30 protein-coding genes are annotated in these 23,070 nt (G+C 71.6%); 22 read left to right on the forward strand and 8 right to left on the reverse strand.

The features are described 5' to 3' along the window. Window positions 1–167: 167 nt before the first annotated feature. Both glpX and E3O41_RS05325 read left to right on the forward strand, forming a co-directional pair. Window positions 168–1,151, forward strand: a complete 984-nt coding sequence (gene glpX, locus E3O41_RS05320) for a class II fructose-bisphosphatase (RefSeq protein ID WP_067022555.1) — start codon at window positions 168–170, stop codon at window positions 1,149–1,151. A 61-nt stretch (window positions 1,152–1,212) separates the two neighbouring features. Further along, entirely contained in the window at window positions 1,213–1,419 is a 207-nt protein-coding gene (locus tag E3O41_RS05325) for a UDP-N-acetylmuramyl pentapeptide phosphotransferase (protein ID WP_067022558.1), read from the forward strand. Between the two features lie 12 nt (window positions 1,420–1,431). Here E3O41_RS05325 and E3O41_RS05330 read toward each other — a convergent pair whose 3' ends face one another. The 3 genes from E3O41_RS05330 to E3O41_RS05340 are packed head-to-tail and all read right to left on the reverse strand — an operon-like array spanning window position 1,432 to window position 5,024. Next, window positions 1,432–2,793 (reverse strand): DNA recombination protein RmuC, encoded by a 1,362-nt coding sequence (locus tag E3O41_RS05330; RefSeq protein ID WP_067022559.1) that lies wholly within the window; start codon window positions 2,791–2,793, stop codon window positions 1,432–1,434. Between the two features lie 48 nt (window positions 2,794–2,841). After that, window positions 2,842–3,435, reverse strand: a complete 594-nt coding sequence (locus E3O41_RS05335; RefSeq protein WP_067022562.1) for an exonuclease domain-containing protein — start codon at window positions 3,433–3,435, stop codon at window positions 2,842–2,844. Between the two features lie 56 nt (window positions 3,436–3,491). Further along, a complete protein-coding gene (locus E3O41_RS05340; RefSeq protein WP_067022565.1) occupies window positions 3,492–5,024 on the reverse strand; it encodes a peptide MFS transporter in 1,533 nt (510 codons plus the stop codon). Between the two features lie 120 nt (window positions 5,025–5,144). Between E3O41_RS05340 and ychF the strand changes: the two genes are divergently transcribed. The 6 genes from ychF (at window position 5,145) to E3O41_RS05370 (ending at window position 8,608) form a co-directional block, all read left to right on the forward strand. Beyond that, entirely contained in the window at window positions 5,145–6,218 is a 1,074-nt protein-coding gene (gene ychF, locus E3O41_RS05345) for a redox-regulated ATPase YchF (protein WP_067022568.1), read from the forward strand. 42 nt (window positions 6,219–6,260) lie between these two features. Then, a complete protein-coding gene (locus E3O41_RS05350; RefSeq protein WP_067024146.1) occupies window positions 6,261–6,698 on the forward strand; it encodes an AAA family ATPase in 438 nt (145 codons plus the stop codon). A 109-nt stretch (window positions 6,699–6,807) separates the two neighbouring features. Further along, on the forward strand, window positions 6,808–7,401 hold the full coding sequence (locus E3O41_RS05355) for a hypothetical protein (protein WP_067022571.1): 594 nt from the start codon (window positions 6,808–6,810) through the stop codon (window positions 7,399–7,401). Continuing rightward, a complete protein-coding gene (locus E3O41_RS05360; protein ID WP_067022574.1) occupies window positions 7,388–7,834 on the forward strand; it encodes a HEPN domain-containing protein in 447 nt (148 codons plus the stop codon). Before E3O41_RS05355 ends, E3O41_RS05360 begins: the two co-directional genes overlap by 14 nt. Window positions 7,835–7,853: 19 nt before the next feature. Next, the gene (locus tag E3O41_RS05365) at window positions 7,854–8,231 is read left to right on the forward strand and encodes a hypothetical protein (RefSeq protein WP_067022577.1); all 378 of its coding nucleotides are present in this window, start codon (window positions 7,854–7,856) and stop codon (window positions 8,229–8,231) included. Beyond that, window positions 8,228–8,608, forward strand: coding sequence for a hypothetical protein (locus tag E3O41_RS05370; protein ID WP_067022580.1), 381 nt, complete (start codon window positions 8,228–8,230; stop codon window positions 8,606–8,608). The genes E3O41_RS05365 and E3O41_RS05370 overlap by 4 nt, the downstream gene beginning before the upstream one ends. 72 nt (window positions 8,609–8,680) lie before the next feature. Here E3O41_RS05370 and E3O41_RS05375 read toward each other — a convergent pair whose 3' ends face one another. Beyond that, window positions 8,681–9,178 carry a MarR family winged helix-turn-helix transcriptional regulator gene (locus tag E3O41_RS05375; RefSeq protein WP_135012130.1) on the reverse strand — a complete coding sequence of 166 codons (498 nt, stop codon included), beginning with the start codon at window positions 9,176–9,178 and terminating at the stop codon, window positions 8,681–8,683. A gap of 99 nt (window positions 9,179–9,277) precedes the next feature. Here E3O41_RS05375 and E3O41_RS05380 point away from each other — a divergent pair, with 99 nt between their 5' ends. Continuing rightward, on the forward strand, window positions 9,278–10,069 hold the full coding sequence (locus E3O41_RS05380) for an SDR family NAD(P)-dependent oxidoreductase (protein WP_067022586.1): 792 nt from the start codon (window positions 9,278–9,280) through the stop codon (window positions 10,067–10,069). 117 nt (window positions 10,070–10,186) lie between these two features. On the opposite strand, the gene E3O41_RS05385 is transcribed toward E3O41_RS05380, so the two are convergent. Further along, complete coding sequence (locus E3O41_RS05385) at window positions 10,187–11,155, reverse strand: bile acid:sodium symporter family protein (protein ID WP_067022589.1); 969 nt, start codon at window positions 11,153–11,155, stop codon at window positions 10,187–10,189. A 129-nt stretch (window positions 11,156–11,284) separates the two neighbouring features. On the opposite strand from E3O41_RS05385, the gene E3O41_RS05390 reads away from it, so the two are divergent. The 7 genes from E3O41_RS05390 (at window position 11,285) to E3O41_RS05420 (ending at window position 14,912) form a co-directional block, all read left to right on the forward strand. Next, the gene (locus E3O41_RS05390; RefSeq protein ID WP_067022593.1) at window positions 11,285–11,470 is read left to right on the forward strand and encodes a hypothetical protein; all 186 of its coding nucleotides are present in this window, start codon (window positions 11,285–11,287) and stop codon (window positions 11,468–11,470) included. Window positions 11,471–11,532: 62 nt separating this feature from the next. Beyond that, on the forward strand, window positions 11,533–11,874 hold the full coding sequence (locus tag E3O41_RS05395) for a DUF6357 family protein (protein WP_135012132.1): 342 nt from the start codon (window positions 11,533–11,535) through the stop codon (window positions 11,872–11,874). A 52-nt stretch (window positions 11,875–11,926) separates the two neighbouring features. Further along, complete coding sequence (locus tag E3O41_RS05400; protein ID WP_173849881.1) at window positions 11,927–12,199, forward strand: hypothetical protein; 273 nt, start codon at window positions 11,927–11,929, stop codon at window positions 12,197–12,199. Window positions 12,200–12,217: 18 nt separating this feature from the next. Then, on the forward strand, window positions 12,218–12,919 hold the full coding sequence (locus E3O41_RS05405; RefSeq protein ID WP_067022599.1) for a helix-turn-helix transcriptional regulator: 702 nt from the start codon (window positions 12,218–12,220) through the stop codon (window positions 12,917–12,919). Window positions 12,920–13,005: 86 nt separating this feature from the next. Beyond that, entirely contained in the window at window positions 13,006–13,377 is a 372-nt protein-coding gene (locus E3O41_RS05410; RefSeq protein WP_067022602.1) for a VOC family protein, read from the forward strand. Window positions 13,378–13,542: 165 nt separating this feature from the next. Then, the gene (locus E3O41_RS05415; RefSeq protein WP_083990774.1) at window positions 13,543–14,118 is read left to right on the forward strand and encodes a hypothetical protein; all 576 of its coding nucleotides are present in this window, start codon (window positions 13,543–13,545) and stop codon (window positions 14,116–14,118) included. Window positions 14,119–14,366: 248 nt separating this feature from the next. After that, window positions 14,367–14,912 (forward strand): GNAT family N-acetyltransferase, encoded by a 546-nt coding sequence (locus E3O41_RS05420; protein ID WP_067022608.1) that lies wholly within the window; start codon window positions 14,367–14,369, stop codon window positions 14,910–14,912. A gap of 138 nt (window positions 14,913–15,050) precedes the next feature. Here E3O41_RS05420 and E3O41_RS05425 read toward each other — a convergent pair whose 3' ends face one another. Next, window positions 15,051–15,818 carry an MBL fold metallo-hydrolase gene (locus E3O41_RS05425; RefSeq protein WP_083990775.1) on the reverse strand — a complete coding sequence of 256 codons (768 nt, stop codon included), beginning with the start codon at window positions 15,816–15,818 and terminating at the stop codon, window positions 15,051–15,053. Between the two features lie 292 nt (window positions 15,819–16,110). On the opposite strand from E3O41_RS05425, the gene E3O41_RS05430 reads away from it, so the two are divergent. The 5 genes from E3O41_RS05430 to E3O41_RS05450 all read left to right on the forward strand — a co-directional run bounded on the left by E3O41_RS05430 (window position 16,111) and on the right by E3O41_RS05450 (window position 20,446). Continuing rightward, a complete protein-coding gene (locus E3O41_RS05430) occupies window positions 16,111–17,307 on the forward strand; it encodes an amidohydrolase (protein WP_067022615.1) in 1,197 nt (398 codons plus the stop codon). 99 nt (window positions 17,308–17,406) lie between these two features. After that, window positions 17,407–18,309, forward strand: coding sequence for a dihydrodipicolinate synthase family protein (locus E3O41_RS05435; RefSeq protein WP_135012134.1), 903 nt, complete (start codon window positions 17,407–17,409; stop codon window positions 18,307–18,309). A 105-nt stretch (window positions 18,310–18,414) separates the two neighbouring features. Next, window positions 18,415–19,398, forward strand: a complete 984-nt coding sequence (locus E3O41_RS05440; RefSeq protein WP_083990776.1) for a G5 domain-containing protein — start codon at window positions 18,415–18,417, stop codon at window positions 19,396–19,398. A 42-nt stretch (window positions 19,399–19,440) separates the two neighbouring features. Next, entirely contained in the window at window positions 19,441–19,884 is a 444-nt protein-coding gene (locus E3O41_RS05445; RefSeq protein ID WP_067022621.1) for a YdeI/OmpD-associated family protein, read from the forward strand. Between the two features lie 10 nt (window positions 19,885–19,894). Continuing rightward, on the forward strand, window positions 19,895–20,446 hold the full coding sequence (locus tag E3O41_RS05450; RefSeq protein WP_067022624.1) for a dihydrofolate reductase family protein: 552 nt from the start codon (window positions 19,895–19,897) through the stop codon (window positions 20,444–20,446). Window positions 20,447–20,501: 55 nt separating this feature from the next. On the opposite strand, the gene E3O41_RS05455 is transcribed toward E3O41_RS05450, so the two are convergent. Next, window positions 20,502–21,050: a type 1 glutamine amidotransferase domain-containing protein gene (locus tag E3O41_RS05455; protein WP_067022626.1), complete on the reverse strand. Its 549-nt coding sequence runs from the start codon at window positions 21,048–21,050 to the stop codon at window positions 20,502–20,504. A gap of 152 nt (window positions 21,051–21,202) precedes the next feature. Here E3O41_RS05455 and E3O41_RS14120 point away from each other — a divergent pair, with 152 nt between their 5' ends. After that, entirely contained in the window at window positions 21,203–21,349 is a 147-nt protein-coding gene (locus E3O41_RS14120; protein WP_158231507.1) for a hypothetical protein, read from the forward strand. An 81-nt stretch (window positions 21,350–21,430) separates the two neighbouring features. Here the strand turns inward: E3O41_RS14120 and E3O41_RS05460 are convergent, their stop codons facing one another. Beyond that, entirely contained in the window at window positions 21,431–22,930 is a 1,500-nt protein-coding gene (locus E3O41_RS05460) for a DHA2 family efflux MFS transporter permease subunit (RefSeq protein WP_067022629.1), read from the reverse strand. Window positions 22,931–23,070: the final 140 nt, after the last annotated feature.

The following is a 23,070-nucleotide window of genomic DNA, read 5'->3' on the forward strand; positions in this document are numbered from 1 at the left end:
CGCCTCTCACTCTACTGAGCGCGCGGGCGCCCAGGCAGGGGCGGCGCGGTGCGCGTCGGGGCCGCCCTCCGGGCGCGTCATGACAGGAGCGAAAGAATCGCGGATCCTTCGCGTCTGGCGGGGCGAAGCGAGGCCCCCGCGCGCGCCTCGGCGAATAGGGTCGTGATATGCAGACCGCCGAGGACATGATCCCCCTTCGTCCCGACCGCAACATCGCCCTCGAGCTCGTGCGCGCGACCGAGGCGGCCGCGATCCGCTCGGTGCCGTTCATCGGCCGCGGCGACAAGGAGGCGGCCGACGGCGCGGCGGTCGACGGCATGCGCGCGTTCCTGGCCACGGTCGACTTCGACGGCGTGGTCGTGATCGGGGAGGGCGAGAAGGACAACGCCCCGATGCTCTACAACGGCGAGCACGTGGGAACGGGCAACGGTCGCGCCTACGACATCGCGGTCGACCCGATCGACGGCACCTCGCTGACGGCCGCCGGTCGCCAGAACGCGCTCTCGGTGATCGCGCTGTCGGACCGCGGCACCATGCTGGACGCGTCGAGCGTGTTCTACATGGACAAGCTCGTCACCGGCCCCGCCGGCGTCGGCGTCGTGGACATCCGCCTGCCGATCGGCGAGAACATCCGCCGCCTGGCCAAGGCGCTCGGCAAGCCCGTCGACGAGATGGTGGTCTCGGTGCTGAACCGCCCGCGTCACGAGAAGCTCATCGACGAGATCCGCGCCGCCGGGGCCGGCACGCGGCTCATGACCGACGGCGACGTCGCGGGCGGCATCAACGCGGCCCGGCACGGCGCGCGCACCGACATGTGCGTCGGCATCGGCGGCAGCCCGGAGGGGATCGTCACCGCCTGCGCGATCAAGGCGCTCGGCGGTCACATCCAGGGCCGGCTGTGGCCGCGCGACGACGACGAGCGCCAGCGCGGCATCGACGCGGGCCTGAAGATGGATCACGTCTACGAGGCCGATGACCTCGTCAAGGGCAACAACACCCTGTTCGTCGCCACGGGCGTCACCGACGGCCAGCTCGTGGCCGGTGTGCGCCGCGAGGGCGGCTACGTGTACACGGAGAGCGTCGTGCTGCGCAGCCACTCGGGCACCCTCCGCCGCGTCTCGTCGGAGCACCTCGTCTCGAAGTGGCTCTGAGGCCGCATCGTGACCCTGTCGTGACGGGCCGCGCCCAGGGTCGCGTGGCACAATCGATGTGATGAGCGGAACCACGCAGAACACCACGGGCGGACCCGCCACGGGCGCCCAGGCGGTCGTGCAGGACGCGGTCGACCCCGCTCGCCGGCCCGACGTGCTGCTGCGCGTGCGCCGCGAGCCCGGGCACGAGCCGAGCGTGTGGTGGAACATCGGCGCGTTCCTCGGCTTCTCGGTCGTCGTCGTCGCGCTCCTGAGCTTCATCCCCTGAGCGCGCGGCGCGTCACAGCCGCCGCCTGACCTCCCCGAGGTCGGCAGCGATCGGCGCCGCGTCGTCGGCACGGTCGCTCGCCGTCTCGTCGGCCGTGGGGGCATCGCCCAGCAGCTCCGGCGCGGTGAGGCGTCGCGGCGTGGCCTCAAGCGGGGCCGGCGCCTCGGTCTGGGACAGCTTCGAGGCATCGATGCCGGGGAACCGGCGCGCGGTGACGAGCACGCGCGACTCCAGCGATCCGACGAACTGGTTGTACGCGTCGACCGTGCGCTCGATGGCGCGCCGCATGCCGTTGGCGTGGGTGGCCAGGGAGCCCAGCCGGTCGTAGAGCTGGTTGCCGAGATCGAACAGGGCGCGGGCCTCCTGCGACACCTCCTGCTGCGTCCACGAGTACGCGACCGTCTTCAGTACGGCCCAGAGGTTCACGGGCGAGGCCAGCGCCACCCGCTTGCCGAACGCGTACTCCAGCAGGCCCGGATCCTCCGAGAGCGCGGCCGAGAGCACCGACTCGCTGGGGATGAAGCACACGACGAACTCGGGGCTCGAACCGAGGCCCGACCAGTACGCCTTCTTCGCCAGCGCGTCGACGTGCGCGCGCACCGCCTTGACGTGCTTCTGCATCAGTGCGTCGCGGCGCGCCCGCTCGTCGCCGGTGGCGGTCTCGGGGATGGCGGCGGCATCGAGGAACGCGTCGAGCGGCGCCTTGGCGTCGACGGCGATCGACGTACCGCCGGGCAGGCGCACGACCATGTCGGGCCGCCCCGATCCGGCGTCCGAGGAGATCGAGGACTGCAGGTCGAAGTCGACGCGGTGGATGAGGCCCGCGGCCTCCACGATGCGCCGCAGCTGCGTCTCGCCCCACACGCCGCGCGAGGTCGTGGAGCGCAGCGCGCCGGCGAGGGACTCGGTGGTGGCGCGCAGCTGCTCGTCGACCGCCTGGGCGGCCCGCAGCTGCTCGGCAACCTGACCGAACTGCTCCTGGCGCGCGCTGTCCATCGCGTCCACCCGCTGCTGCATGCGCCGCAGGCTCTCCTGCACCGGGGTGAGCGCGGCGAGCACGGCGCTCTCGCGCGCCGCCCGCTCCGCCGCCTCCTGCCGATCGAGCCGTTCGCGCTCCATCGCCTCGCGCCGCTGGGCGTCCTGCCGGGCGAGCGACTCGTGCAGCGCCCCGAGCTCGGCGTTGGCCGCCGCCAGCCGCTCGGCCAGCGACGCGCGCGACTCGATCACGCGCCGCTCCGCCTCGGCGCGGGCGGCCTCCAGCGCGAGCGCGTGGGCGGCTTCGTCGCGCGCGGCGCGACCGGCGCGCGCGAACCAGCCGATCGCCGCGCCGGCGGCGAGGGCGACGATCACGAGGACGAGGGCGAGCGGATCCATGCTCCCATCATGAGCGGGGCCTCCGACAAAGCGCGGCGCCGCGCGTGGTCAGGCCGCGATCGCGCGCGCCGCCACCGGCTCCGTGCGGGCCAGGCGCACGCCCACGGCCGCGGCCAGCGCCGCCACGTCGGCCGCGCCCGTGCGGCGGCCGGCGTCGATCACGATCTGCGCGCAGGCGAGCGCGTCGGCCGCGGCGTCATGGTGCGCGAACGCGGCGTGCCCGGCGGCCGCCGCCGCGGCGGGCAGCTTGTACGACGGCAGGTCGTAGACGCGGCGCGCGAGCTGCAGCGAGCAGAGATAGTCGACCGCGCCGAGCTCGTCGCCCGTCGCCTCGCACGCCGCGCGCAGCACTCGCGTGTCGAACGACGCGTTGTGGGCCACGAGCACGTCGGCGCCGACGAACGAGAGCAGCCGATCCAGCTGCGCGGTCCACCCCGGTGCGGTGCGCACGTCCTCGGCCGTGATGCCGTGGATGCGGGTGTTCCACTCGTTGAAGACGTCGTGCCCGGCGGGCGGGCGGATCAGCCAGCCGGCGGTCGCCACGACCCGGCCGTCGCGCACGCGGGCGAGCCCCACCTGGCAGGCGGACGCGGCGGAGCCGTTGGCCGTCTCGAAGTCGATGGCGGTGAAGTCGAGAGGCACCCCTCAAGGGTGCGCCGCCGATCCGGCTCGCCGATCGAGGCGCGCCGGGCGCGCGTTCACTCGCCGGCGGTGACCACGCCCTCGAGGCGGTCGGCCTCGTGCATCTGGCGGCGCGCCCACGGCGTGATGAAGAACATCGCCACCGCGAAGGCGAGGGCGATCAGGCCCGTCACCCCGAAGTAGGCCACGTCCGAGACGCCCTCGGTCAGCTGCACCACCTGCGCCGTGATCGCCGTGCCGGCGGCCGGCGCGAGGAACCACAGTCCCATCGCCTGGCCGCGGAACGCGCGCGGAGCCAGCAGCGTCGTGGCCGCCAGCCCCACCGGCGACAGGCACAGCTCGCCGAGCGTCTGGATGACGTACACGAGGATGAGCAGCAGCGCCGGCGCCTTGCCGTCGCCCGTGAGCCACGCGCCGGCCGCGAGCACGATGAACGACAGCGCGGCCAGGGCCAGGCCGAGGGCGAACTTGTACGGCACGGCGGGCCGGTCGTTCGTCTTCAGCCAGATCAGCGCGAACACCGGCGACAGGATGATGATCGACAGCGGGTTGACCGACTGGAAGTTCTCGGGCTGCAGCGTGAGTCCGAACAGCGACAGGTCGGTCTGGGTGGCGGCGAAGACCGTCATCGTCGTCGCGGCCTGCTCGAAGATCATCCAGAACAGCATCGCGGCCACGAATAGCGGCACGTAGGCGCTCAGCCGCAGGCGCTCGGGGCGGGTGACCTTGGGGGAGCGGTACATCACGACGAACGCCGCGATCGGCGCGAGGAACGCCGCGTACGAGAGGGTGTCGACGATCGCGACGAGCCCGAACCCACCGCACAGCAGCGCGGCGATGACGGCGAGCACCGCGATCGCGCCGACGACGATGCCGACGAGCCGCAGCACCCGCGGCAGCTCCTCGCGCGTGATCGGGTTGGGCACGTCCTCGCCGGCATGCGCGACGAGGCGGTGGCCGCCGACGAAGAAGATCAGCGCGAAGCCCATGCCGATCGCCGCGACGAGGAAGCCGGCGTGGAAGCCCCAGATGCCGCGGACCAGGCCCACGACGATCGGCGAGAAGAACGAGCCGATGTTGATGCCCATGTAGAAGATCGAGAAGGCCGAGTCGCGGCGGGGATCGTCGCGGTGGTACAGCTCGCCCACCATGGACGAGACGTTGGCCTTGAGCAGGCCGGTACCGATCGCCACGAGCACGATGCCGAGGAACGACCACGCCCCGCCCGGCAGGGCGAGCGAGACGTGCCCGGCCGCGATGACGATGCCGCCGTACAACACCGATCGGCGGGCGCCGATCATGCGGTCGGCGAGCCAGCCGCCGACGATCGTCAGCAAGTACACGCCGGTGCCGTAGATCGCCACGACGGCCTGGCCGGTCGTGCTGTCGATCGCCAGGCCGCCCTCGGTGAGCTCGGCGGTGAGGAACAGCAGCAGGATCGCCCGCATGCCGTAGTAGCTGAAGCGCTCCCACAGCTCCGTGGTGAACAGCGTGAGGAGGCCGAGGGGGTGGCCGAAGAAGCGGCGGTCGCGCGCGACGAGGTCGGCGTTGTCGGGGCGCAGCGAGTCGGGGGTGGAGCTTTCGGCCATGCTGCGATCGTTCCATCCCCATCGGCCGGGCGCCAGTCGCGGCGTCTGTCGCCGGGCGCGATCGCGGGTGGCTGGCGCTCCCGGCGGGGGCGCAGGCCCGCCCGCCTAGACTGGACTCCCGTGGCCCTCAGCATCGGAATCGTCGGACTGCCCAACGTCGGCAAGTCCACGCTCTTCAACGCCCTGACCAAGAACACCGTGCTCGCGGCGAACTACCCGTTCGCGACGATCGAGCCGAACATCGGCGTCGTCGAGCTGCCCGATCCGCGCCTGGATCGCCTCGCCGAGATCTTCGGATCCCAGAAGATCCTGCCGGCGCCGGTGTCGTTCGTCGACATTGCCGGCATCGTCCGCGGCGCGAGCGAGGGCGAGGGCCTTGGCAACCAGTTCCTGGCGAACATCCGCGAGGCCGACGCGATCGCCCAGGTGGTGCGCGGTTTCAGCGACTCCGACGTGGTGCACGTCGACGGCAAGGTCGACCCCGCCAGCGACATGGAGACGATCAACACCGAGCTGATCCTTGCCGACATGCAGACCCTCGAGAAGGCGATCCCGCGTCTCGAGAAGGAGGTCAAGGGCAAGAAGGTGGACGGCGCGATCCTCGAGGCCGCCCGTGCCGCGAAGGACGTGCTCGACGGCGGTCGGACGCTGTTCCAGGCCGGCTTCGATGTCACGCCGATCAAGGAGCTCGGCCTGCTCACGGCAAAGCCGACGCTGTTCGTCTTCAACGTCGACGAGGGGGTGCTCACCGATGCGGACCGCATGGCGGAGCTCGCCGCTCTGGTCGCCCCGGCGAAGGCCGTGTTCCTCGACGCCAAGGTGGAGTCGGAGCTCATCGACCTCGATGCCGCCGAGGCGCTCGAGCTGCTGCAGTCGCTCGGCCAGGAGGAGTCCGGCCTCGACCAGCTCGCCCGCGTGGGCTTCGAGACCCTGGGCCTGCAGACCTACCTCACGGCCGGCCCGAAGGAGGCGCGCGCCTGGACGATCCGCAAGGGCTGGACCGCGCCGCAGGCCGCGGGCGTCATCCACTCGGACTTCGAGCGCGGCTTCATCAAGGCCGAGATCGTCTCGTTCGCCGACCTCGACCAGTACGGCTCGATGGCCGAGGCCAAGGCCGCCGGTCGCGTCCGCATGGAGGGCAAGGACTACGTCATGCAGGACGGCGACGTCGTGGAGTTCCGCTTCAACGTCTAGTCCGCCGATCGTCGGGTGTCGACGATCCCTATGCTGGCGCGCATGACGCGCATCCTTGTCACCGGCATGTCGGGCGCCGGCAAGTCGACGTTGCTTGCCGAGCTGGCACGTCGAGGACGGCTCACGGTGGACACCGACTATGGCCGCTGGGAATTGCCGCGGGGACTGTGGGACGAGCGCCGTATGAGCGAACTCCTAGAACGACATCACGACCTCGTCGTCTCAGGAACGGTCGAGAACCAGGGGCGGTTCTACGACCGGTTCGATCATGTGGTGCTGCTCAGCGCGCCGGTGAAAGTGCTCATCGAACGCGTGGCGACACGGACGAACAATCCCTATGGCCGCACCGCTGAGCAGCAGGCGGAGATCCGCCGATATGTGGCGGAGGTGGAACCACTGCTCCGTCGCGGCGCGAGCATCGAACTCGACGGGCGTCGCGGTGTCGAGGAGCTGGCTGACGCGATCGAGTCGCTCGGATAGCGGCACCCGCATCCAAAGGCTGTTCGGTGCCAGAACGTGGTGGAGCTCCGATCCAACGTCTGAGCCGGGCCTTGACTCTTCCCATAACCGGGAGATATCTTCCTGTTTTGTGAAGACTCCGGTTCCGCAGCTGACGCCCTTCGTGCGCTCGGACGCGGTCGGGGCGATCCTGGCGGAGACGCTGGGGCATCCCGACCGCGAGTTCTCGCTGTCTGAGCTCGGGCGCCGCACGGGCGTGAGCGGGACCGTCGTGCACCGCGAGGTCGGGCGCCTCGTCGAGAACGACGTGCTGCGTGACCGCCAGGAGGGCCGCAACCGGCTGGTGCGCGCGAACGATGAGCATCCGCTGTTCGCGCCGATGCGCGAGCTGATCGCGGCGGCGTACGGCCCGGTCCCCGTGCTGCGCGAGCTCTTCGCCGGTGTCGATGGTGTCGAGGAACTGCTGATCTACGGATCGTGGGCGGCGCGTCGAGCGGGGGAGAGCGGCGCGTTCCCGAACGACATCGACGTGCTCGTGGTGGGCTCGGCGCCTCGTCGCACCCTCGCGGACCTCGCGACGGAAGCGAGTACACGTCTTGACGTGCCGGTGAACGTCACGCGGATGGGGCCCGACGACTGGCGCGCCGATCGTCCGTCGCCGTTTGTCGCCACGATCCGTTCGCGCCCGATTGTCGACGTGCTGACCGGCGATGTCCGCGGCTGATGCCATCGCCGCGATGATCGCCGGCCGACGGCTCGAGCGCGTCGCGGTGAACCATGAGCACGCCGCCAGTGTGATCGCGATGGCCGAGCGCCATCTCGATACGGCGGTCACTCTCGCCGGGACCGACGATCACGCGATGGCGTTCACTGCGGCGTACGACGGCGCGCGCAAGGCGCTGACCGCGGTGCTTGCGATCGAGGGCCTCAGGGTGCGGCCCGTCGGTGGTGCTCATCGGAACACGGGAATCGCCGCGGCGCAGTTCGTCCCCGACGACGCGCTCCGCGAGTTCGAGTGGATGCGGCAGGTGCGCAACGCCACCGAGTATCCGGACAATGATCGTCCGACCGCGACCCGGCAGGATGTCTCCGAGGGGATCGACGCTGCGCGCGCGATCGTCGACGCGTGCGCGACGTACGTCCGTGATCGAATCTGACGTCGAGAGGGGTTCCTGCGTGACCATCCTTGTGGGAGAGACCACGACACAGGTCGTGGTGAAGGCGTACACCACGCTGGGGATCGAGGGCCTCACGCTCGAGGTGAAAGGCCGTGTCGCTCGCCTCCACCGGGCCACGGTGTACTGGGCGTACGAGGCCGGCGCGTGGGTGATCTCGTTCGTGCAGCTCACCGGACCGATCCTCAAGGCGGACGGCACGGAGTCGCGCCGGATGCTCCACGAGAGCACCCGGCCCGCGGATGATTCGAGGCGACAGAGTGGTGTTGCCACTCCACCGGAGATCGTGGAGGCCGCCCTGGCGCACATGCCCGACTGGAAGCCCGAGATCAACGAGACCCGATACCCGCGGGATGCGGAGCGGAAGACGAGCCTGTGACGATCACTCACATCGAGACCACGACCCAGGTCCTCGTGCATGCGTACACGCAGCTGCGTCTGGAGGACTTCACGATGGTGGTGAAGGCCCGCACAGCGCGAATCAAGAAGGCCACGATCCACTGGAACTACGAGAACGGTGCGTGGCGGGTCGGCGCCGTCCATGTGTGGGGACCGGTCATCCGCAGGTCCGACGGCTCCGAATCCAGCCAACACGTCAGCGAACTCACCCGCCCCGCGTTCGCCTCCAACTCCCAGTACGGCGTGATCATCCCGCCCGAGATCATGGAGGTTGCCCTTCAGAACGTGCCCGACTGGGAGCCGCGCATCAACGCGACTCGCTACCCGCGCATCACCACGCTGCGCAGCAGCCTGTAGTGGTGACGAGGCGGTCGACTCGCAGCTCGGGTCGCAGGAATGACGTGAGCAGCTGTCGCGCTCCGGTCTGCGTCAGCCCTCGGGGGTCGGCGGCGTCCAGGCCGGGGCGGGGTCGATCGTCGCGTTGATCGTGCGGGTGATCGCGCCGAGCTGGCGGGTCTGTGCCTCGCTGAGCGGGGCGAAGACGAGCTTCTCGACGAGGGCGTGGTGCGCCGGCGTCGACTGCCGGAGCTTCTTGTCCCCCTCGTCGGTGAGGATGGCGAGGGAGGCGCGGCCGTCGCTCGGGTCGGTCTCGCGCCGCACGAGCGATTTGTTCTCCAGGCGCGTGATCGCCCGGGAGAGCCGCGAAAGCGTGCAGTTCGCGTAGCCGGCGAGCGTGCTCAGGCGAAGGGTGCGGTCGGGGGCCGTGGCGAGGGCGAACAGCAATCCGTGCTCGAAGTGCGTCAGGCCGCTGTCGCGCTGCAGCTGCGCGTCGAGGGCGGCGGGAAGTCGCTCGAGGAGCGTGGCGACGGCCGCCCACACCTCGAGCTGTGCGGGCGTCAGGCCGGCGGGGCTCTCGGATCGCGTCATGAGTCGATCGTACGTTACTTGCTTGCGCAAGTAATAGCCGTTACCGTTGCTTGCCTAAGCAAGTAAATCGGCGCGGTGCGTCAGAGCGAGAGGGAGCAGATGGATCTGGAGCTGCGGGGCAAGACGGCTTTCGTGAGCGGGTCGACGCAGGGGATCGGCTTCGCGATCGCGTCGGCGCTCGCCGCCGAGGGGGTGCGGGTGATCGTCAACGGACGCAGCGCGGAACGCGTGGGGGACGCGGTCGAGAGGCTCCGGGCGGCCCACCCCGGCGCGGACCACGCGGGTGTCGCGGCCGACTTCTCGCGCCCCGAAGACGTCGCCCGCCTGCTCGACGCGCTCGAGCCGGTCGACATCCTCGTCAACAACGTCGGCCTCTTCGGACTGGCGCAGTTCGATGCGATCCCCGACGAGGAGTGGGCGCGCTACCTCGACGTGAATCTCATGAGCGGTGTGCGCCTGTCGCGTCGTCTCCTTCCCGGGATGCTCGAGAGGGGCTGGGGTCGCGTGCTGTTCATCAGCAGCGAGTCGGGTGTGAACGTCCCGGCCGACATGGTGCACTACGGCGTCACGAAGGCCGCGATGATCGCCCTCGGCAACGGCCTCGCGAAGCTCACGCGAGGCACGGCGGTGACCGTCAACACCGTGCTCGGCGGGCCGACGTACTCGGACGGCGTCGCGGCGACCGTGGAGTCGATCGCGAGCATGAAGTCGGCTCCGGTGGAGGCGATCAAGGCGGCGATCATCGGCGAGAACGCCACGACGCTGCTCGAGCGGTTCCTGGAGCCCGCCGAGGTGGCCCACCTCGTGGCGTACCTCGCGAGCCCCCGCGCATCGGCGACCAACGGTGCCGCCATCCGGGCGGACGGCGGTGTGCTCACCTCGATGCTGTAGCCCCGCCCGCGCGCCGCGCGTTCGGCAACAGAACCGGGCTTCCGGCACAGGGATCGGCGGGATCCGTGTGCCGGAAGGCTCGGGGTGTGCAGGGGCGCGCGGCGGTGCCCGCCGCCATCACTCGTCCGTGACGGGGCGGCGGCCCATGATCAGCGCGAAGATCGCGCCCGAGAGGTTGTGCCAGACCGAGAACACCGCCGCGGGCAGCGCCGCGAGCGGCGAGAAGTGCGCGGCGGCGAGCGAGGCGGCAAGCCCCGAGTTCTGCATGCCCACCTCGATGCTGATCGCCCGGCGCTCGCGCTGGGTCATCCGCAGCCCCCACGCGGCGAGGTAGCCGAGCAGCAGGCCGAAGCCGTTGTGCAGGAACACCGCGAGGAAGACGAGCAGGCCGGCCTCGACGATCTTGTCGGCGCTGCCCGCGACGACGGCCGCCACGATCAGGGCGATCGCGATGGTCGACAGCCACGGCAGCGCGGGCTGTGCGCGCTCGACCCAGGTGCGCAGCAGCAGTCGCACGACGAGGCCGGCGACGACCGGCAGCAGCACGGTCTGCAGGATCGACATCATCATCGACGCGAACGGCACCTCAAGGAACTGCCCGGCCAGCCACAGCGTCAGCAGCGGGGTGAGGACCGGGGCCAGGAGCGTGGAGCAGGTCGTCACCGTCACCGACAGCGCCGTGTCGCCGCGCGACAGGTAGGTGACGACGTTCGATGCCGTGCCGCCGGGCGCGCAGCCGACGAGGATCACGCCGGCGGCCAGCTCCGCGGGGAGCTGGAGCGCGAGCGCGATCAGCCACGCGGTGAGCGGCATGATCAGGTACTGCAGCACCACGCCGATCGCCACCATCCACGGACGCTTCAGGATGCGCGTGAAGTCGGGGAGCGTGAGCGTCAGGCCCATCCCGAACATCACCACGCCGAGGAGCCAGGGCACCGCCTGCCCCAGCGGCGCGACGACGCCCGGCAGGGCGAAGCCGATGATGCCCGCGACGATCACGAGGACGGGGAAGACCGTGACGGCGAGGCGTGCCGCGCGATCGGCGGAGGGGGAGGCGACATCGGGGATGCGTTGGGTGGTGCTCATCGTTCATGAGTATCAGATCATGGCCGCATCGCACGCAATCTGCGCACTCCGGAGCGTCGCAGCCGCGCGGCGAGTGAGCGAAATGCGCGAGTGTGGCGCGCAGGGCGGATCGGCCGCGAGAATCGATCGGTGACCTCGATCCAGACCCTCAGCGACCCGGACCGCCGCGTGATCGCTCGCTGGGCCGCCGCGTGCGCCGAGCGCGTGTTGCCGTTGTTCAACGGCGGCGCCGAGTGGCGGGAACTTCTCGCGGACGCGCTCGCTCGCCGGTCCCGACCCACCGGTCCCGACCGCCCGCAGGGAAGGTTGATGTGAGCGAGCGAGTGCTGTCCCGTCCCGGCGGGTGGGCGGAGGTCTTGCGCGAGGGCGATGCGCTCGTGCTGCGGATCGGCGCGGGTGCTGATCGTGATCATCTGCCGTTCACGTTTCGGTTCGTGATCACGCCGCAGCATCTCGATGTGCTCCGCGACGACGTCGGGCGGTACCTGTTGGCGGACTACGTGGTGAGGCGGCTGTGCGAGAGGACCCACGGCGAGCGAACGCCCAACAAGAAGAAGGTCCGGCGGCTCCTCGATCGCGTCCTGCTCGGCCCCGAGCCCGAGGTCGACGCGTGGTTCCGGTCGGATGAGACGGGCATGCGCGACCTCGCCGCGGCGGGTGCGGATCCCGCTCTGCTGCAGGAGGGACGAGTGCTCGCGGCGCTGCGGCACCAAGCGTGATCGGCGCTCGCGGATCGCCGGGGAGCCCGGGCGGTGTGATTCACTGGCCGACGTGGACGTCAACGCCCTGGCCCTGAACGTGGACATTCCGCCCGAGCTGCGGTGGCAGGACGAGCGCCGCGGCGAGGTGTTCGAGCTGCAGTCGATCACCGTGCGGTTGCTGCCGGACGGCTCGCTCGCCGCGAAGGCCTACGGGCGCCCCGTCGCGGGCGGGCGCGGCACGTATGTGTCGTTTCCCGTGCGCCGCAGCGCCGAGATCGATGCGCTCATCGCCGAGGCCGCCTCGGAGGCGTCGCGTCGCTGGGCGGCGCATCGCGGTCTCTGATCGGGGCATGATCGACGGGTGAACAGGACCGATCGGCTCTATGCGCTCGTCGAGGAGCTGCGCGCGGTGTCGCCGCGGCGCCGGAGCGCGCGATGGCTCGCGGAGCGCTTCGAGGTGTCGGTGCGCACGGTCGAGCGCGACCTGTCGGCGCTGCAGCAGTCCGGTGTGCCGATCTGGGCCGAGCCGGGGCGGGCGGGCGGATACGCGCTCGATGCGTCCGCGACCCTCGGCCCCATGGGGTTCACCGTCGACGAGGCGCTCGCGATCCTGATCGGGCTCGGCACGCTTCGGCGCGGGCCGTTCCGCCATGCGGCGGGCACGGCGCTGCGCAAGCTGCTGGCCGTCATGCCGGATGAGGACGCGCGCCGCGCCACGGCGCTTGCCTCGCGCGTGCACCTGCTCGAGCCCGACGACGAGGCCCCCATCCCCGCGGAGTTCGCGGCGGCGCTGCGCGCGAACCGGGTGGTGCGGCTGGAGTACCGGCGTCAGGACGGCACGGTGACCCGCCGGGAGGTCGAGCCGCTCGGCTCCATCGGCCGGGACGGCGCCTGGTATCTCATCGCGTGGTGCCGGCTGCGCGACGGCGTGCGGGCGTTCCGTGGCGACCGCATGATCTCCGTCGAGCTCACCGACGAGCGTCCGCCGCCCCGGGCGCTGCGCAGGGAGGATCTCCACATCCCGTTCGGGACGCTGCGATCGGTCGTGGACGACCTGCGCTGACCGCATCTGCCAAAACACCGACAGCACGGTGTCGCGGCTGCGGACGAGGCTGGTGTCAACGTACTCGATCAGCTCAGGAGACACCCATGACGTTCGCATCCGTCCGCATCATCACCGACGACGTCGATCGGCTCGCCGCGTTCTACGAGCGCGTGACCGGCCAGACCGCTGTGCGACCGGCCCCGGTGTTCGCGCAGTTCTCCGGCCCGGGCGCGACCCTCGCGATCGCCAGCCCGGCCACCGTGGCGATGCTGGGCGACGCCCTCGCCCCGGCCGCGAACCGGTCGGTGATCGTCGAGTTCGAGGTGGACGACGTCGAGGCCGAGTTTGCGCGGCTGGAGCCGGAGCTCACCGACATCGTGCTGCCGCCGTCGACGATGCCGTGGGGCAACCGGTCGGCGCTGTTCCGCGACCCCGACGGCAACCTCGTCAACCTGTTCAGCCGGCCCGCGGGCTGATCGTCACCGTCCCCGGCATGCTCGGTCGTGTCGGGGACGGGCGCTCTCGGTGGGGTGGCGTTCGGCGCGTCGGTGCGCGAATGTGGTGGGGTGACGAGGCGATAAGATCCCGCGCCGAGGCTGTTCCTCTTCGGGGACGGAGCGGGCGCGGAGCGGCGATGTTCGGTGGCGGACCCCCAGCAGGCGTATGACGCGTTCGCGCAGTTCCGCGGCGAACTCCGGGGTGATCCCGTCATGCTCTCGATCGAGGATCCGGTCGCCGAGGAGGCGCTCGCGATGATCGTCGGCAGCGGGACCGCCGTGCGCATCCGGGGCGGGCAGCGTCCGCGGCGCGAGTATCGGCGGATCGAGCACGCGAACTGGGTCGGGTCGTACGCGATGCGGTTCTTCGCGGACGGCTACGACGGGCTCGCGGGCGGCCCCTGGTACCCGGACGCGGCCGATCTGGACCTCCCGCCCGAGGAACGCGGGGCGCGGTGGGCGGCGGGGATCGCGGACGAGCCCGAGGCGGTGGATGAGGTGCTCCGCATCTGGGCGGACAACGGGATCGTCGACGCGGATCACTATGTCTTCTTCCACACCGACACCCTCGCCGAGTCCCGCGAGGATCGCGCCGCCCTGTCGGTGCTCATCGAGACCCTCGGCCTGCAGCGCCTCCCGTTGCCCGACGGGGCGGCGGAGGGTGAGGTGTGGGTGCGCACGGATCCGCGGATCGAGGCCGAGATCGAGAGCTGGGCGTGAGGGGAGCACTATGAGCGGGGAGAGCGCGACCGAGGTCGTCTTCGAGCGGGGCGGGTGGTGGCCGCGGGTCGTCCGGCACGGGAAGCGGCTGCGCCTGGAAGTCGTCGGCGGGGCGGACGCGCTTCACCAACCGCGGATAAGCGCTCGCCGTCGCGGACGCCGGCTGATGCGGCCGGGGGCCCGGGCCCTCGCCGCGGCGGGAGAGGCACGCGGCGATATCGTGGGGCGATGACGAGGTCGACTCGGGCATGACGACGGATGAGGGCGTGTGGCTGCGGCCGTTGCGCCGCGACGACGCCGGGGGAGTGCTGGCCGCGTTCCGCTCGAACGCCGACATGGCGCGGCAGGGAGACGTGACGACGCCCGCCGATGCCGAGCGGTACGTGGAGAATCTCCTGGCGCCCGCGTCCGCGCATCGCCCGTGGGCCGTCGCGACGGGCGACGGGCTCGCCGGACTCGTGTGCGTGAGCGTGGATGCGAAGAACCGCAATGGCTGGTTCTCGTACTGGATGGCGACCGCGGCGCGTGGGCACGGCTGGATGCGCCGGGCCGCGGCGACCGTCGCCGACTGGGCGCTGACCGATGGCGGACTCGAGCGTCTCGAGCTCGGGCACCGCGTCAACAATCCGGCGTCCGGGGCGGTGGCCCGCGCGGCGGGCTTTGTGAAGGAGGGAACCGAGCGCGCCAAATTCCTCGTGGATGGGCGACGGATCGACGTCGACACGTACGGTCGGCTCCGCACCGATCCGCCGCCGCGATACGAGCCGCTGCCCATGCGCGGTGGGGCCCGGTGAGCGGCGAGCGGCCGCGCCTGGTGCTGCGTTCCCCGCGCCCCGAAGACGAGCTGGAGGAGGTCTTCGCTCTCCCCGATGGGGCGCTGAAGCGCCGCTATGGGATCGAATCCGATCGCTGATCCGCCGCGCTCGCGCGGTTCACGCCGCGCGGACCGCCGCCGCGATGTCGGCGGGCGTGCCGCGCCAGGGCGCGCCGTGGCCGGGCAGCACCCACGACGCCGAGATCCCCGCGAGCCGGTCGAGGGAGTCGAGCGCCTGCTCGGGCTCGTCGGTGAACGGCGCCGGCTGCGGGCCCGTGCGGCCGGTGAGCACGTGGCGCGTGGTGAGGGCGTCACCCACGAACACCGCGTCCGCCGCCGGCACGTGCACCGCAACGCTGCCCGGCGAGTGCCCCGGCAGTCCGATGATGCGGGGGTTGCCGGGCAGATCCAGCACATCGCCGTCCGCGACCTCCACGACCTCCTGCACGTAGCGCGTGCGCAGCCCGTTCTTGCGCAGGGAGTACGCGAGGAACCCCAGCATCGGGCCGGGACGGGCCGGTCCCATCGGTGTCTTCGGCTTCTCACCGGTGCGGACGCGATGGGCGTCGGCGGTGTGGACATGCACGGGGACGCCCGCCTCGCGCCGCAGCTGCTCGGCGAAGCCGATGTGATCGCTGTCGCCGTGGGTGAGGACGACCCCGCGGATGTCGGAGAGCGGTCGCCCGATCGTCTCCAGCTCGGCCCGCAGGTCGGGTGAGCGCGACCGTGAACGCCTCCAGCGCCTCCGCGTAGCGTCCGGCGACGAAGTACGCCTTGCCGAGATGCTGGTGCATCGTGGCCTCGTGCCGCATCCCCGCGGCCTCGCGCACGAGCTCCAGATAGGCGCGGATCGAGGCGCCGTGGCGCCCCTGGTCGCGCCAGGCATCCGCGATCAGGGCTCGGATGCGCGCCGAGCCCGGCTGAGCCATCGCCCGCAGGAGCGCCTCGGCCTCGGCGGGACGGCCGCCCCACAAGGCCTCCAGTGCGTCACTCGCGTCGTCGTCACGGTGGGCTTGGCGGAACGCCTCGATGTCGTCGATGACGGGAAGGAGCGACTCGGGGTCGATGTGCCAGCCCGCGTCGATCACGCATGAATCCTAGGGGGAAGGGCCGAGTCGGGTGGCCCGTGGCCGGGTGACAGGATGGGAGGACACCCACCCACCGACGGAGGTTCCCCGATGACGCTCGCCCTGACCAACGCACACGTGATCCCGGTGGTGGGTGACGCCTTCGACGGCACGATCGTCGTCGGCGACGACGGACGGATCGCCGCCGCCGGCGCGGATGTGGTGGTCCCGGAAGGCGCGGAGACGATCGACCTGCAGGGCGCGACCGTCACCCCGGGCCTCATCGACGCGCACGTGCACCTCGGCGTGAACCCGGAGGGCGACGGTGCGGCGGCCAGCGACACCAACGAGATGACCGGCCCGAACCAGGCCGCCGTCCGCACCATCGACGCGATCGATCCGTTCGACGAGGGCTTCGACGTCGCGCTCGCCGGCGGCGTGACCACCGTGGGTGTGAACCCCGGATCGGGGAACCCGATCGGCGGTCAGGCCACCGTGCTGCGCACCCACGGCCGGATCGTCGACCGCATGGTGCTGCGCGCCCCCGCTGGCGTGAAGTCCGCGCTCGGCGAGAACCCCAAGCGCGTCTACGGCGAGAAGAAGCAGACGCCGTCGACGCGCCTGGGCAACGCGAAGATCATTCGCGAGGCGTTCGTCGCCGCGCGCAACTACATGCGCAGGCACGAGGCCGCCGAGCCGGGCAAGCCCGTCGACGTCGACCTCACGCACGAGGCGCTCGCCGCCGTGCTGCGCGGCGAGATCCCGTGGCGCCAGCACGCCCACCGCGCCGACGACATCGTCACCGCCGTGCGCCTGGCCGAGGAGTTCGGCTACCGGCTCGTCATCGACCACGGCACCGAGGCGCACGTCGTGGCCGACTACCTCGCCGAGCGCGGCGTGCCCGTGCTGATCGGCCCGCTGTTCACCACGAAGTCGAAGATGGAGCTGCGCGGCCGCTCCATCGCCAACCCGGGCAAGCTCGCCGCGGCGGGCGTGGAGATCTCGATCATCACCGATCACCCCGTCATCCCGATCAACTTCCTCGTGCACCAGGCCTCCCTCGCCGTGCGCGAGGGGCTGGACGAGCGCACGGCGCTCGAGGCGATCACGATCAACCCCGCCCGCGTGCTCGGCATCGACGGCGAGCTCGGATCCATCGAGGTCGGCAAGCGCGCCGACCTCGTCGTGTGGAATGGCGAGCCGCTCGACGTCATGGCGCGCCCGGCGCGCGTGCTGATCGACGGCCGCACGGTGTACGAGTACGACCGCGACGCGCGCACCGAGCGGGTCGCCCCGCGCGAGGGCTGAGCCGCGGCCGCGGGGCTCCCGAGTGCGTTCGTGCCGCCTGACGGGCCCCAGACGACCGGACGGCACGCGGGAGCGGGTGGGCATGCCAGGATCGATCGGGTGAGCAGTCCCTTCCGCGGCCTCAGCGCCTTTCCCCTGACCCCGCTGCGCGACGATCGTGTCGACGAGGCCGCGTTCGCGGGGCTCGTCGAGCGCGCGGCGGCGGCCGGCGTGGACTCGATCACGGCGCTGGGATCGACGGGCTCGTACGCCTACCTCGACGCGGACGAGCGGGCGCGCGTCGCGCGCATCGCGGTGGCGCACGCGGGGGAGACCCCGGTGCTCGTCGGCGTCGCCGCGCTGCGCACCTCACACGTGCTGCGCCACGTGGCCGCGGCCGAGGACGCCGGGGCGGCCGGCGTGCTGCTCGCGCCGATGACCTACCAGCCGCTGACCGACGACGACGTGTTCGAGCTGTTCCGGACGGTCGCCGAGCGCACCGAGCTGCCGATCATCGTGTACGACAACCCGGGCACGACGCGATTCCCGTTCACGCCCGAGCTGTACGCCAGGATCGCCGCGCTGCCGGGGATCGCATCGATCAAGATCCCGGGCGTCCCCACCGAGCCGTTCGCGGCGCGCGCGCACGTCGCGGCGATCCGGGGCGTGATCCCGCCGCACGTGACGATCGGCGTCTCGGGCGACGCGTTCGCGGCCGAGGGACTGCTCGCCGGCTGCGACGCCTGGTACTCGGTGATCGCGGGCACGCTGCCCGATCCGGCGCTGCGCATCACCCGCGCGGCCCAATCGGACGATGCCGATGCGGCGCGCGCCGAGTCCGTCCGCCTCGAGCCGCTGTGGTGCCTGTTCGCCGCGCATGGCGGCAGCATCCGCGTCGTCGCCGCGATCGCCGAGCAGCTCGGCCTCGTCCCGCCGAACTGTCTCCCGCTCCCGATCCGCGGCCTCACCGCCGAGGCCCGCGCCGAGGTCGCCCGCGTGGTGCAGGAGCTCGACCTGCGCTGACGCTGGTGCCGCGGAAGGCTGGCGGCCACGTGCTCGGGCGTATACCCTTTGTGCCCGGGGAGAAATGTGTAGGCGCGGTCGCGCGCCTCGACGTGGAAGTGGACGATGATGGCCGCGCAGCCCGGTTGGTATCCCGACCCCGACGATCCGTCGCAGATGCGGTGGTGGGACGGCGCCGCATGGGGCGCCTCCGCACCGCCTCCGGTCCCGGCCACCGACACCGCCGCGACGCCGTCGCCCCTGCGGCGCATTCCCCTGTGGGGCTGGGCGGTGATGGCCGCGGTGGCGATCGCGCTGACGATCCTCGTGCCGGGGCTGATCGCCGTCGTCGCGCTGGTCGTCCTCGTCGTCGCGATCGTCGCCCTCTGGCGGGGCACGCCCACATGGCTCCGCCTGCGGACTCGGAAGGCCGCGGCGGGAGTCGCGGCGGTCGCGGCCGTCGTGTGCTTCACCACGACGGGCATCGCCTCCGCGCAATCGGCCCCTCCGACGTCCTCGCTCACGGCGCCCGCGGTGCAGACCGAGCACGAGCCGTCGGACACGCGCGCGCCGTCGGACACGCGCGCGCCGGCGGAGTCGTCCACGCCGCGGCCCTTCGCGCCGGCCGCCGAGAAGCCGACCCCCACTCCGACGACGTCGGTGCGGGAAGAGGTGGTGAGCGAGGCGCTCCCATTCGCCGAAACCACCGTCGATGACCCCACCATGACGCGCGGGCAGACGGCGGTGCGCACCGAGGGCGCCAACGGGGAGCGCACCCTCACGTATCGCGTGACGCTGGTGGACGGCAAGGAGATCAGCCGCGAGCTCGTTTCGGATGTCGTCACCGTGCCGCCGACCGATCGGGTGGTCGCGGTCGGCACCTATGACCCGCCCCCGCCGCCGCCGGCTCCGGAACCGGCGCCCATCGCACAGGCCGGCGCGGGGTGCGACTCGAACTATGCCGACGCGTGCGTGCCCGTGTCGTCGGATGTCGACTGCGCCGGTGGCAGCGGCAACGGGCCGGCGTACTTCGATGGCGTGGCCCGCATCGTGGGCAGCGATGTCTACGATCTCGACCGCGACGGCGACGGATACGCCTGCGAGCCCTGACGCCCCTCCCGCGACGGGGCGCGGAGCGGTAGCGTCGTCGGCATGAGCGCGCTCACTTTCTCGACCGTCCTCGAGCCCTACGGTCCGGCGGCCGCGATCCTGCTCACCGAGGAGCAGGTCGGGCAGCTCGGCGGCGCCAAGAACGCGCCCGTGGTGGTCGCGATCGGCGGCCGCACGGCGCGGCTGCGGATTGCGCGCATGGGCGTTGACACGATGATCGGCCTCAGCAAGGCGGCGCGGGCCGAGCTCGGGGTCGAGAACGGCGACGCGGTGGAGGTGACGATCGAGCTCGACACCGCGGAGCGCACGGTCGAGGTGCCCGCCGCGCTGCAGGAAGCGCTCGGCGCCGACCCGGAGCTGCAGCGGCGCTTCGACGCGCTGGCGTACTCGCGGCGCAAGGAGATCGCGCGCTCAATCGCCGAGGCCAAGCAGGACGCCACCCGCGAGCGTCGGCTGCAGAAGGCGCTCGACGAGCTGCGCGGCTGAGGGAGGGAACATGCTGCTCGTCTCCATGGGGGTCTCGGTCGACGGGTTCATTGCCGATCGCACCGGCTCGTTCGACTGGGGCGCTCCCGACGACGAGCTCTTCGGATTCCATCTGGCGCGTGTGCGCGAGCTGGGAGCCGTCATCCTGGGGCGGCGCCTGTACGAGACGATGCGCGTGTGGGAGACCGACCCCGCGATGCGCGGGAACGCCGCCGAGTCGGAGTTCGCCGACGTCTGGACGGCGCTGCCGAAGGTCGTGTTCAGCCGCACCCTCGATCGGGTGGAGGGCAACGCGCGCCTGGCGACCGGATCGGTTTCCGACGAGGTCGCACGCACCCTCGCCGAGACCGACCGGGAGGTGGAGATCGGGGGAGCGATGCTCGCGGGGCAGGCGATCGAGGCGGGTCTCGTGGACGAGTTCCGGATCTTCCGCTACCCGGTGATCGTCGGCGGCGGCGCCCCACTGCTGCCGCACATCGCCGATCCGATCGCGCTCGATCTGATCGAGAGCCGCGTCTTCTCCGGGCGCGTGGTGTACGAGCGCTACCGCCGCGCGGCCTGACGGCCGCGCGCACGACGAGGCCGCCGACCTCGTGGCCGGCGGCCTCGTGCCCGAATCAGCCGTGCTGCTCGGTGTGCTTGCCCTCGGCGATCTCCTCGACCGTCTTGGCACAGAACGCGGGCAGGTCGTCGGGGGTGCGGCTCGAGACGAGTCCGGCGTCGACGACGACCTCCTCGTCCACCCAGTTGGCGCCCGCGTTGCGCAGGTCGGTCCGCAGGCTCGGGTAGCTCGTGATCGTGCGATCCCGCACCACGTCGGCCTCGATGAGGATCCAGGCGCCGTGGCAGATCACCGAGACGGGCTTGTGCTCGGCGAAGAACGCGCGCGCGAACTCGACCGACGGCACGTCCATGCGCAGGTGATCGGCGTTGACCACACCGCCCGGCAGCACGAGCGCGTCGTACGCGTCGCTGGTCGCCTCGGCGATCGGCACGTCCACCCGCTGGCGGTGGCCGTTCTTGCCGGTGATCTCGCCCTCTGCGGGAGAGACGAGCACCGCCTCCGCGCCGTGCTCGGTGACGGCCTGCCAGGGGCTCGTCAGCTCGCTGTCCTCGTATCCGTCCGTGAGCAGGAACGCCACGCGCTTGCCGGTGAGGTGAGTCATCGTGCCTCCTCGAATCGTCCTTCAGGGGTCGCGATCGACGCTACGGAGGGCGCGCCGTACTGTCACGGGGGTTGCGGGTGCCCGCGGGCATCGCTAACGGCGCGCGACCGTGGCGGCCCCCGGTGCCCCGTGGCGGGCGTAGCATGGCGCGAGTGAACGCTCACGATGACCACACCCCGCGCCGCGAGGACGCGGCCGTGCCGCTCGCCGAACTGCCGCTGCTGCCGTTGGACGCGGCGATGCCGGCCGGCATCTGCGTCGACGGCGTGTGCGAGTTCCCCGCGCCCCGCACGCACTGACCCGCGCCTGCAGGCGCCCCGCGCACGCAACAGGGCGCCGCCCCGGCAGAACCGGTGCGGCGCCCCTGTTGTTGCGTCGGATCAGTGGCCGCCGTGGAAGCCGGGCTCCTGGTCGGCGGGCTTGCGCACGAAGAGCGCCAGCACCACCGTCGCCGTCGCGATGATCGCGGCGATGAGGAACGCCGAGCGCGCGCCCGGCAGGCCCGCGACCGCGGCCGAGAGGCCCTGCTGCTCGCCGGCGTGCAGCGCCGAGGAGTAGATCGCGATGAGCAGCGCCGTGCCGGTGGCGCCGGCCACCTGCTGCAGCGTGTTCAGCGCCGCCGAGCCGTGCGAGTAGAAGCGGCGCTCGAGCGAGCCGAGCGACGCCGAGAACAGCGGCGTGAACGAGGCGGCCAGGCCCAGCGACATGCCCGTCTGCACGACGATCAGCAGCGGCAGCGGGGTGTGCTCGCCGAGCGAGGCGTACACGAACATCGCCACGGCGATGAGGATCGTGCCCGGCAGCAGTAGCGTCCGGGGCCCGCGCGCGTCGTAGATGCGACCCATCACGGGACCGAGGATGCCCATCAGCAGCGAGCCGGGCAGGAGCACGAGGCCGGCCTGCAGCGAATCGAGGCCGACGACATCCTGCAGGTACAGCGGCAGGAGCGAGAACGTGCCGAACATCGAGAACGCCACGACGGCCATGATCACGACCGAGATCACGAAGTTGCCCGAGCGGAACACGCGCATGTCCAGCAGTGCGTCGTCCTTCTTCTGCAGCACGAGCTGACGCCACACGAACAGCGCAAGCCCCACGACGCCGACGGCCATGATCGTCCAGCCCATCGCCGCCGAGCCGGCCGCGCCCTCGCCGTGACCGCCGAACTGGCTCAGGCCGAAGACGATGCCGCCGAAGGCCAGGGCCGACAGCACGATCGAGAGCACGTCGATGGGGGCGTGGGTGGTCTCGCCGAGGTTCAGCATCCACTTGGCGCCCACGGCCAGCGCGATGATCGCGATCGGCAGCACGATGCCGAACAGCCACCGCCAGCTGAGGGTCTCGAGCACGGCGCCCGAGAGCGTCGGGCCGATCGCCGGCGCGAGCGAGATGACCAGGCCGACGCGGCCCATCATGCGCCCGCGCGAGCGCGCCGGCACCACGTTCATGATCGTGGTCATCAGCAGCGGCATCATCACGCCGGTGCCGGCCGCCTGCACCACGCGGCCCACGAGCAGCATGGTGAAGCCGGGCGCCACGAGGCAGATGAGCGTGCCCAGGGTGAACGAGATCATCGCGGCCAGGAACACCTGGCGCGTGGTGAAGCGCACGAGCATGAAGCCGGTGGTCGGGATGACCACCGCCATGGTGAGCATGAAGGCGCTCGTCATCCACTGGCCGAGCTCCGGCGGCAGGCCGAGGTCGGTGTTGAGGTGCGGGATCGCGATGCCCATCGTCGTCTCGTTGAGGATCGCGACGAACGCGGCGACGAGCAGGAGCCAGATCACCCGCATCCCGCGCGGATCGATGCCGTCCGCCCGCTGCGGGGCCGCGTTCTCGGCAGCCACGGCGGGGATGGATCCGGTTTCGGTGGTCGACATATGACTCCTCGGAGCAGAAGGGGAGAGGGAGACCGCGTTATGCGGTGGCGGACGAGAGCCGTCCGCGGCACGCCGATGCGCGCGACGGTTCAGACTAACCGCGGCCTCCGACGACGCATTCCCGGATCCGCGATATTCAA

The sequence above is a fragment of the Microbacterium sediminis genome, from assembly GCF_004564075.1.
Lineage (GTDB): Bacteria > Actinomycetota > Actinomycetes > Actinomycetales > Microbacteriaceae > Microbacterium > Microbacterium sediminis.

Bases quoted from the DNA above. Each gene is read 5' to 3' on its own strand.
- glpX (WP_067022555.1), top strand. From the start codon at position 168: ATGCAGACCGCCGAGGACATGATCCCCCTTCGTCCCGACCGCAACATC.
- E3O41_RS05325 (WP_067022558.1), top strand. From the start codon at position 1,213: ATGAGCGGAACCACGCAGAACACCACGGGCGGACCCGCCACGGGCGCC.
- E3O41_RS05330 (WP_067022559.1), bottom strand. From the start codon at position 2,793: ATGGATCCGCTCGCCCTCGTCCTCGTGATCGTCGCCCTCGCCGCCGGC.
- E3O41_RS05340 (WP_067022565.1), bottom strand. From the start codon at position 5,024: ATGGCCGAAAGCTCCACCCCCGACTCGCTGCGCCCCGACAACGCCGAC.
- E3O41_RS05350 (WP_067024146.1), top strand. From the start codon at position 6,261: ATGACGCGCATCCTTGTCACCGGCATGTCGGGCGCCGGCAAGTCGACG.
- E3O41_RS05360 (WP_067022574.1), top strand. From the start codon at position 7,388: ATGTCCGCGGCTGATGCCATCGCCGCGATGATCGCCGGCCGACGGCTC.
- E3O41_RS05375 (WP_135012130.1), bottom strand. From the start codon at position 9,178: ATGACGCGATCCGAGAGCCCCGCCGGCCTGACGCCCGCACAGCTCGAG.
- E3O41_RS05380 (WP_067022586.1), top strand. From the start codon at position 9,278: ATGGATCTGGAGCTGCGGGGCAAGACGGCTTTCGTGAGCGGGTCGACG.
- E3O41_RS05385 (WP_067022589.1), bottom strand. From the start codon at position 11,155: ATGAGCACCACCCAACGCATCCCCGATGTCGCCTCCCCCTCCGCCGAT.
- E3O41_RS05410 (WP_067022602.1), top strand. From the start codon at position 13,006: ATGACGTTCGCATCCGTCCGCATCATCACCGACGACGTCGATCGGCTC.
- E3O41_RS05420 (WP_067022608.1), top strand. From the start codon at position 14,367: ATGACGACGGATGAGGGCGTGTGGCTGCGGCCGTTGCGCCGCGACGAC.
- E3O41_RS05425 (WP_083990775.1), bottom strand. From the start codon at position 15,818: ATGCCTGGCGCGACCAGGGGCGCCACGGCGCCTCGATCCGCGCCTATC.
- E3O41_RS05430 (WP_067022615.1), top strand. From the start codon at position 16,111: ATGACGCTCGCCCTGACCAACGCACACGTGATCCCGGTGGTGGGTGAC.
- E3O41_RS05440 (WP_083990776.1), top strand. From the start codon at position 18,415: ATGATGGCCGCGCAGCCCGGTTGGTATCCCGACCCCGACGATCCGTCG.
- E3O41_RS05445 (WP_067022621.1), top strand. From the start codon at position 19,441: ATGAGCGCGCTCACTTTCTCGACCGTCCTCGAGCCCTACGGTCCGGCG.
- E3O41_RS05450 (WP_067022624.1), top strand. From the start codon at position 19,895: ATGCTGCTCGTCTCCATGGGGGTCTCGGTCGACGGGTTCATTGCCGAT.
- E3O41_RS05455 (WP_067022626.1), bottom strand. From the start codon at position 21,050: ATGACTCACCTCACCGGCAAGCGCGTGGCGTTCCTGCTCACGGACGGA.
- E3O41_RS05460 (WP_067022629.1), bottom strand. From the start codon at position 22,930: ATGTCGACCACCGAAACCGGATCCATCCCCGCCGTGGCTGCCGAGAAC.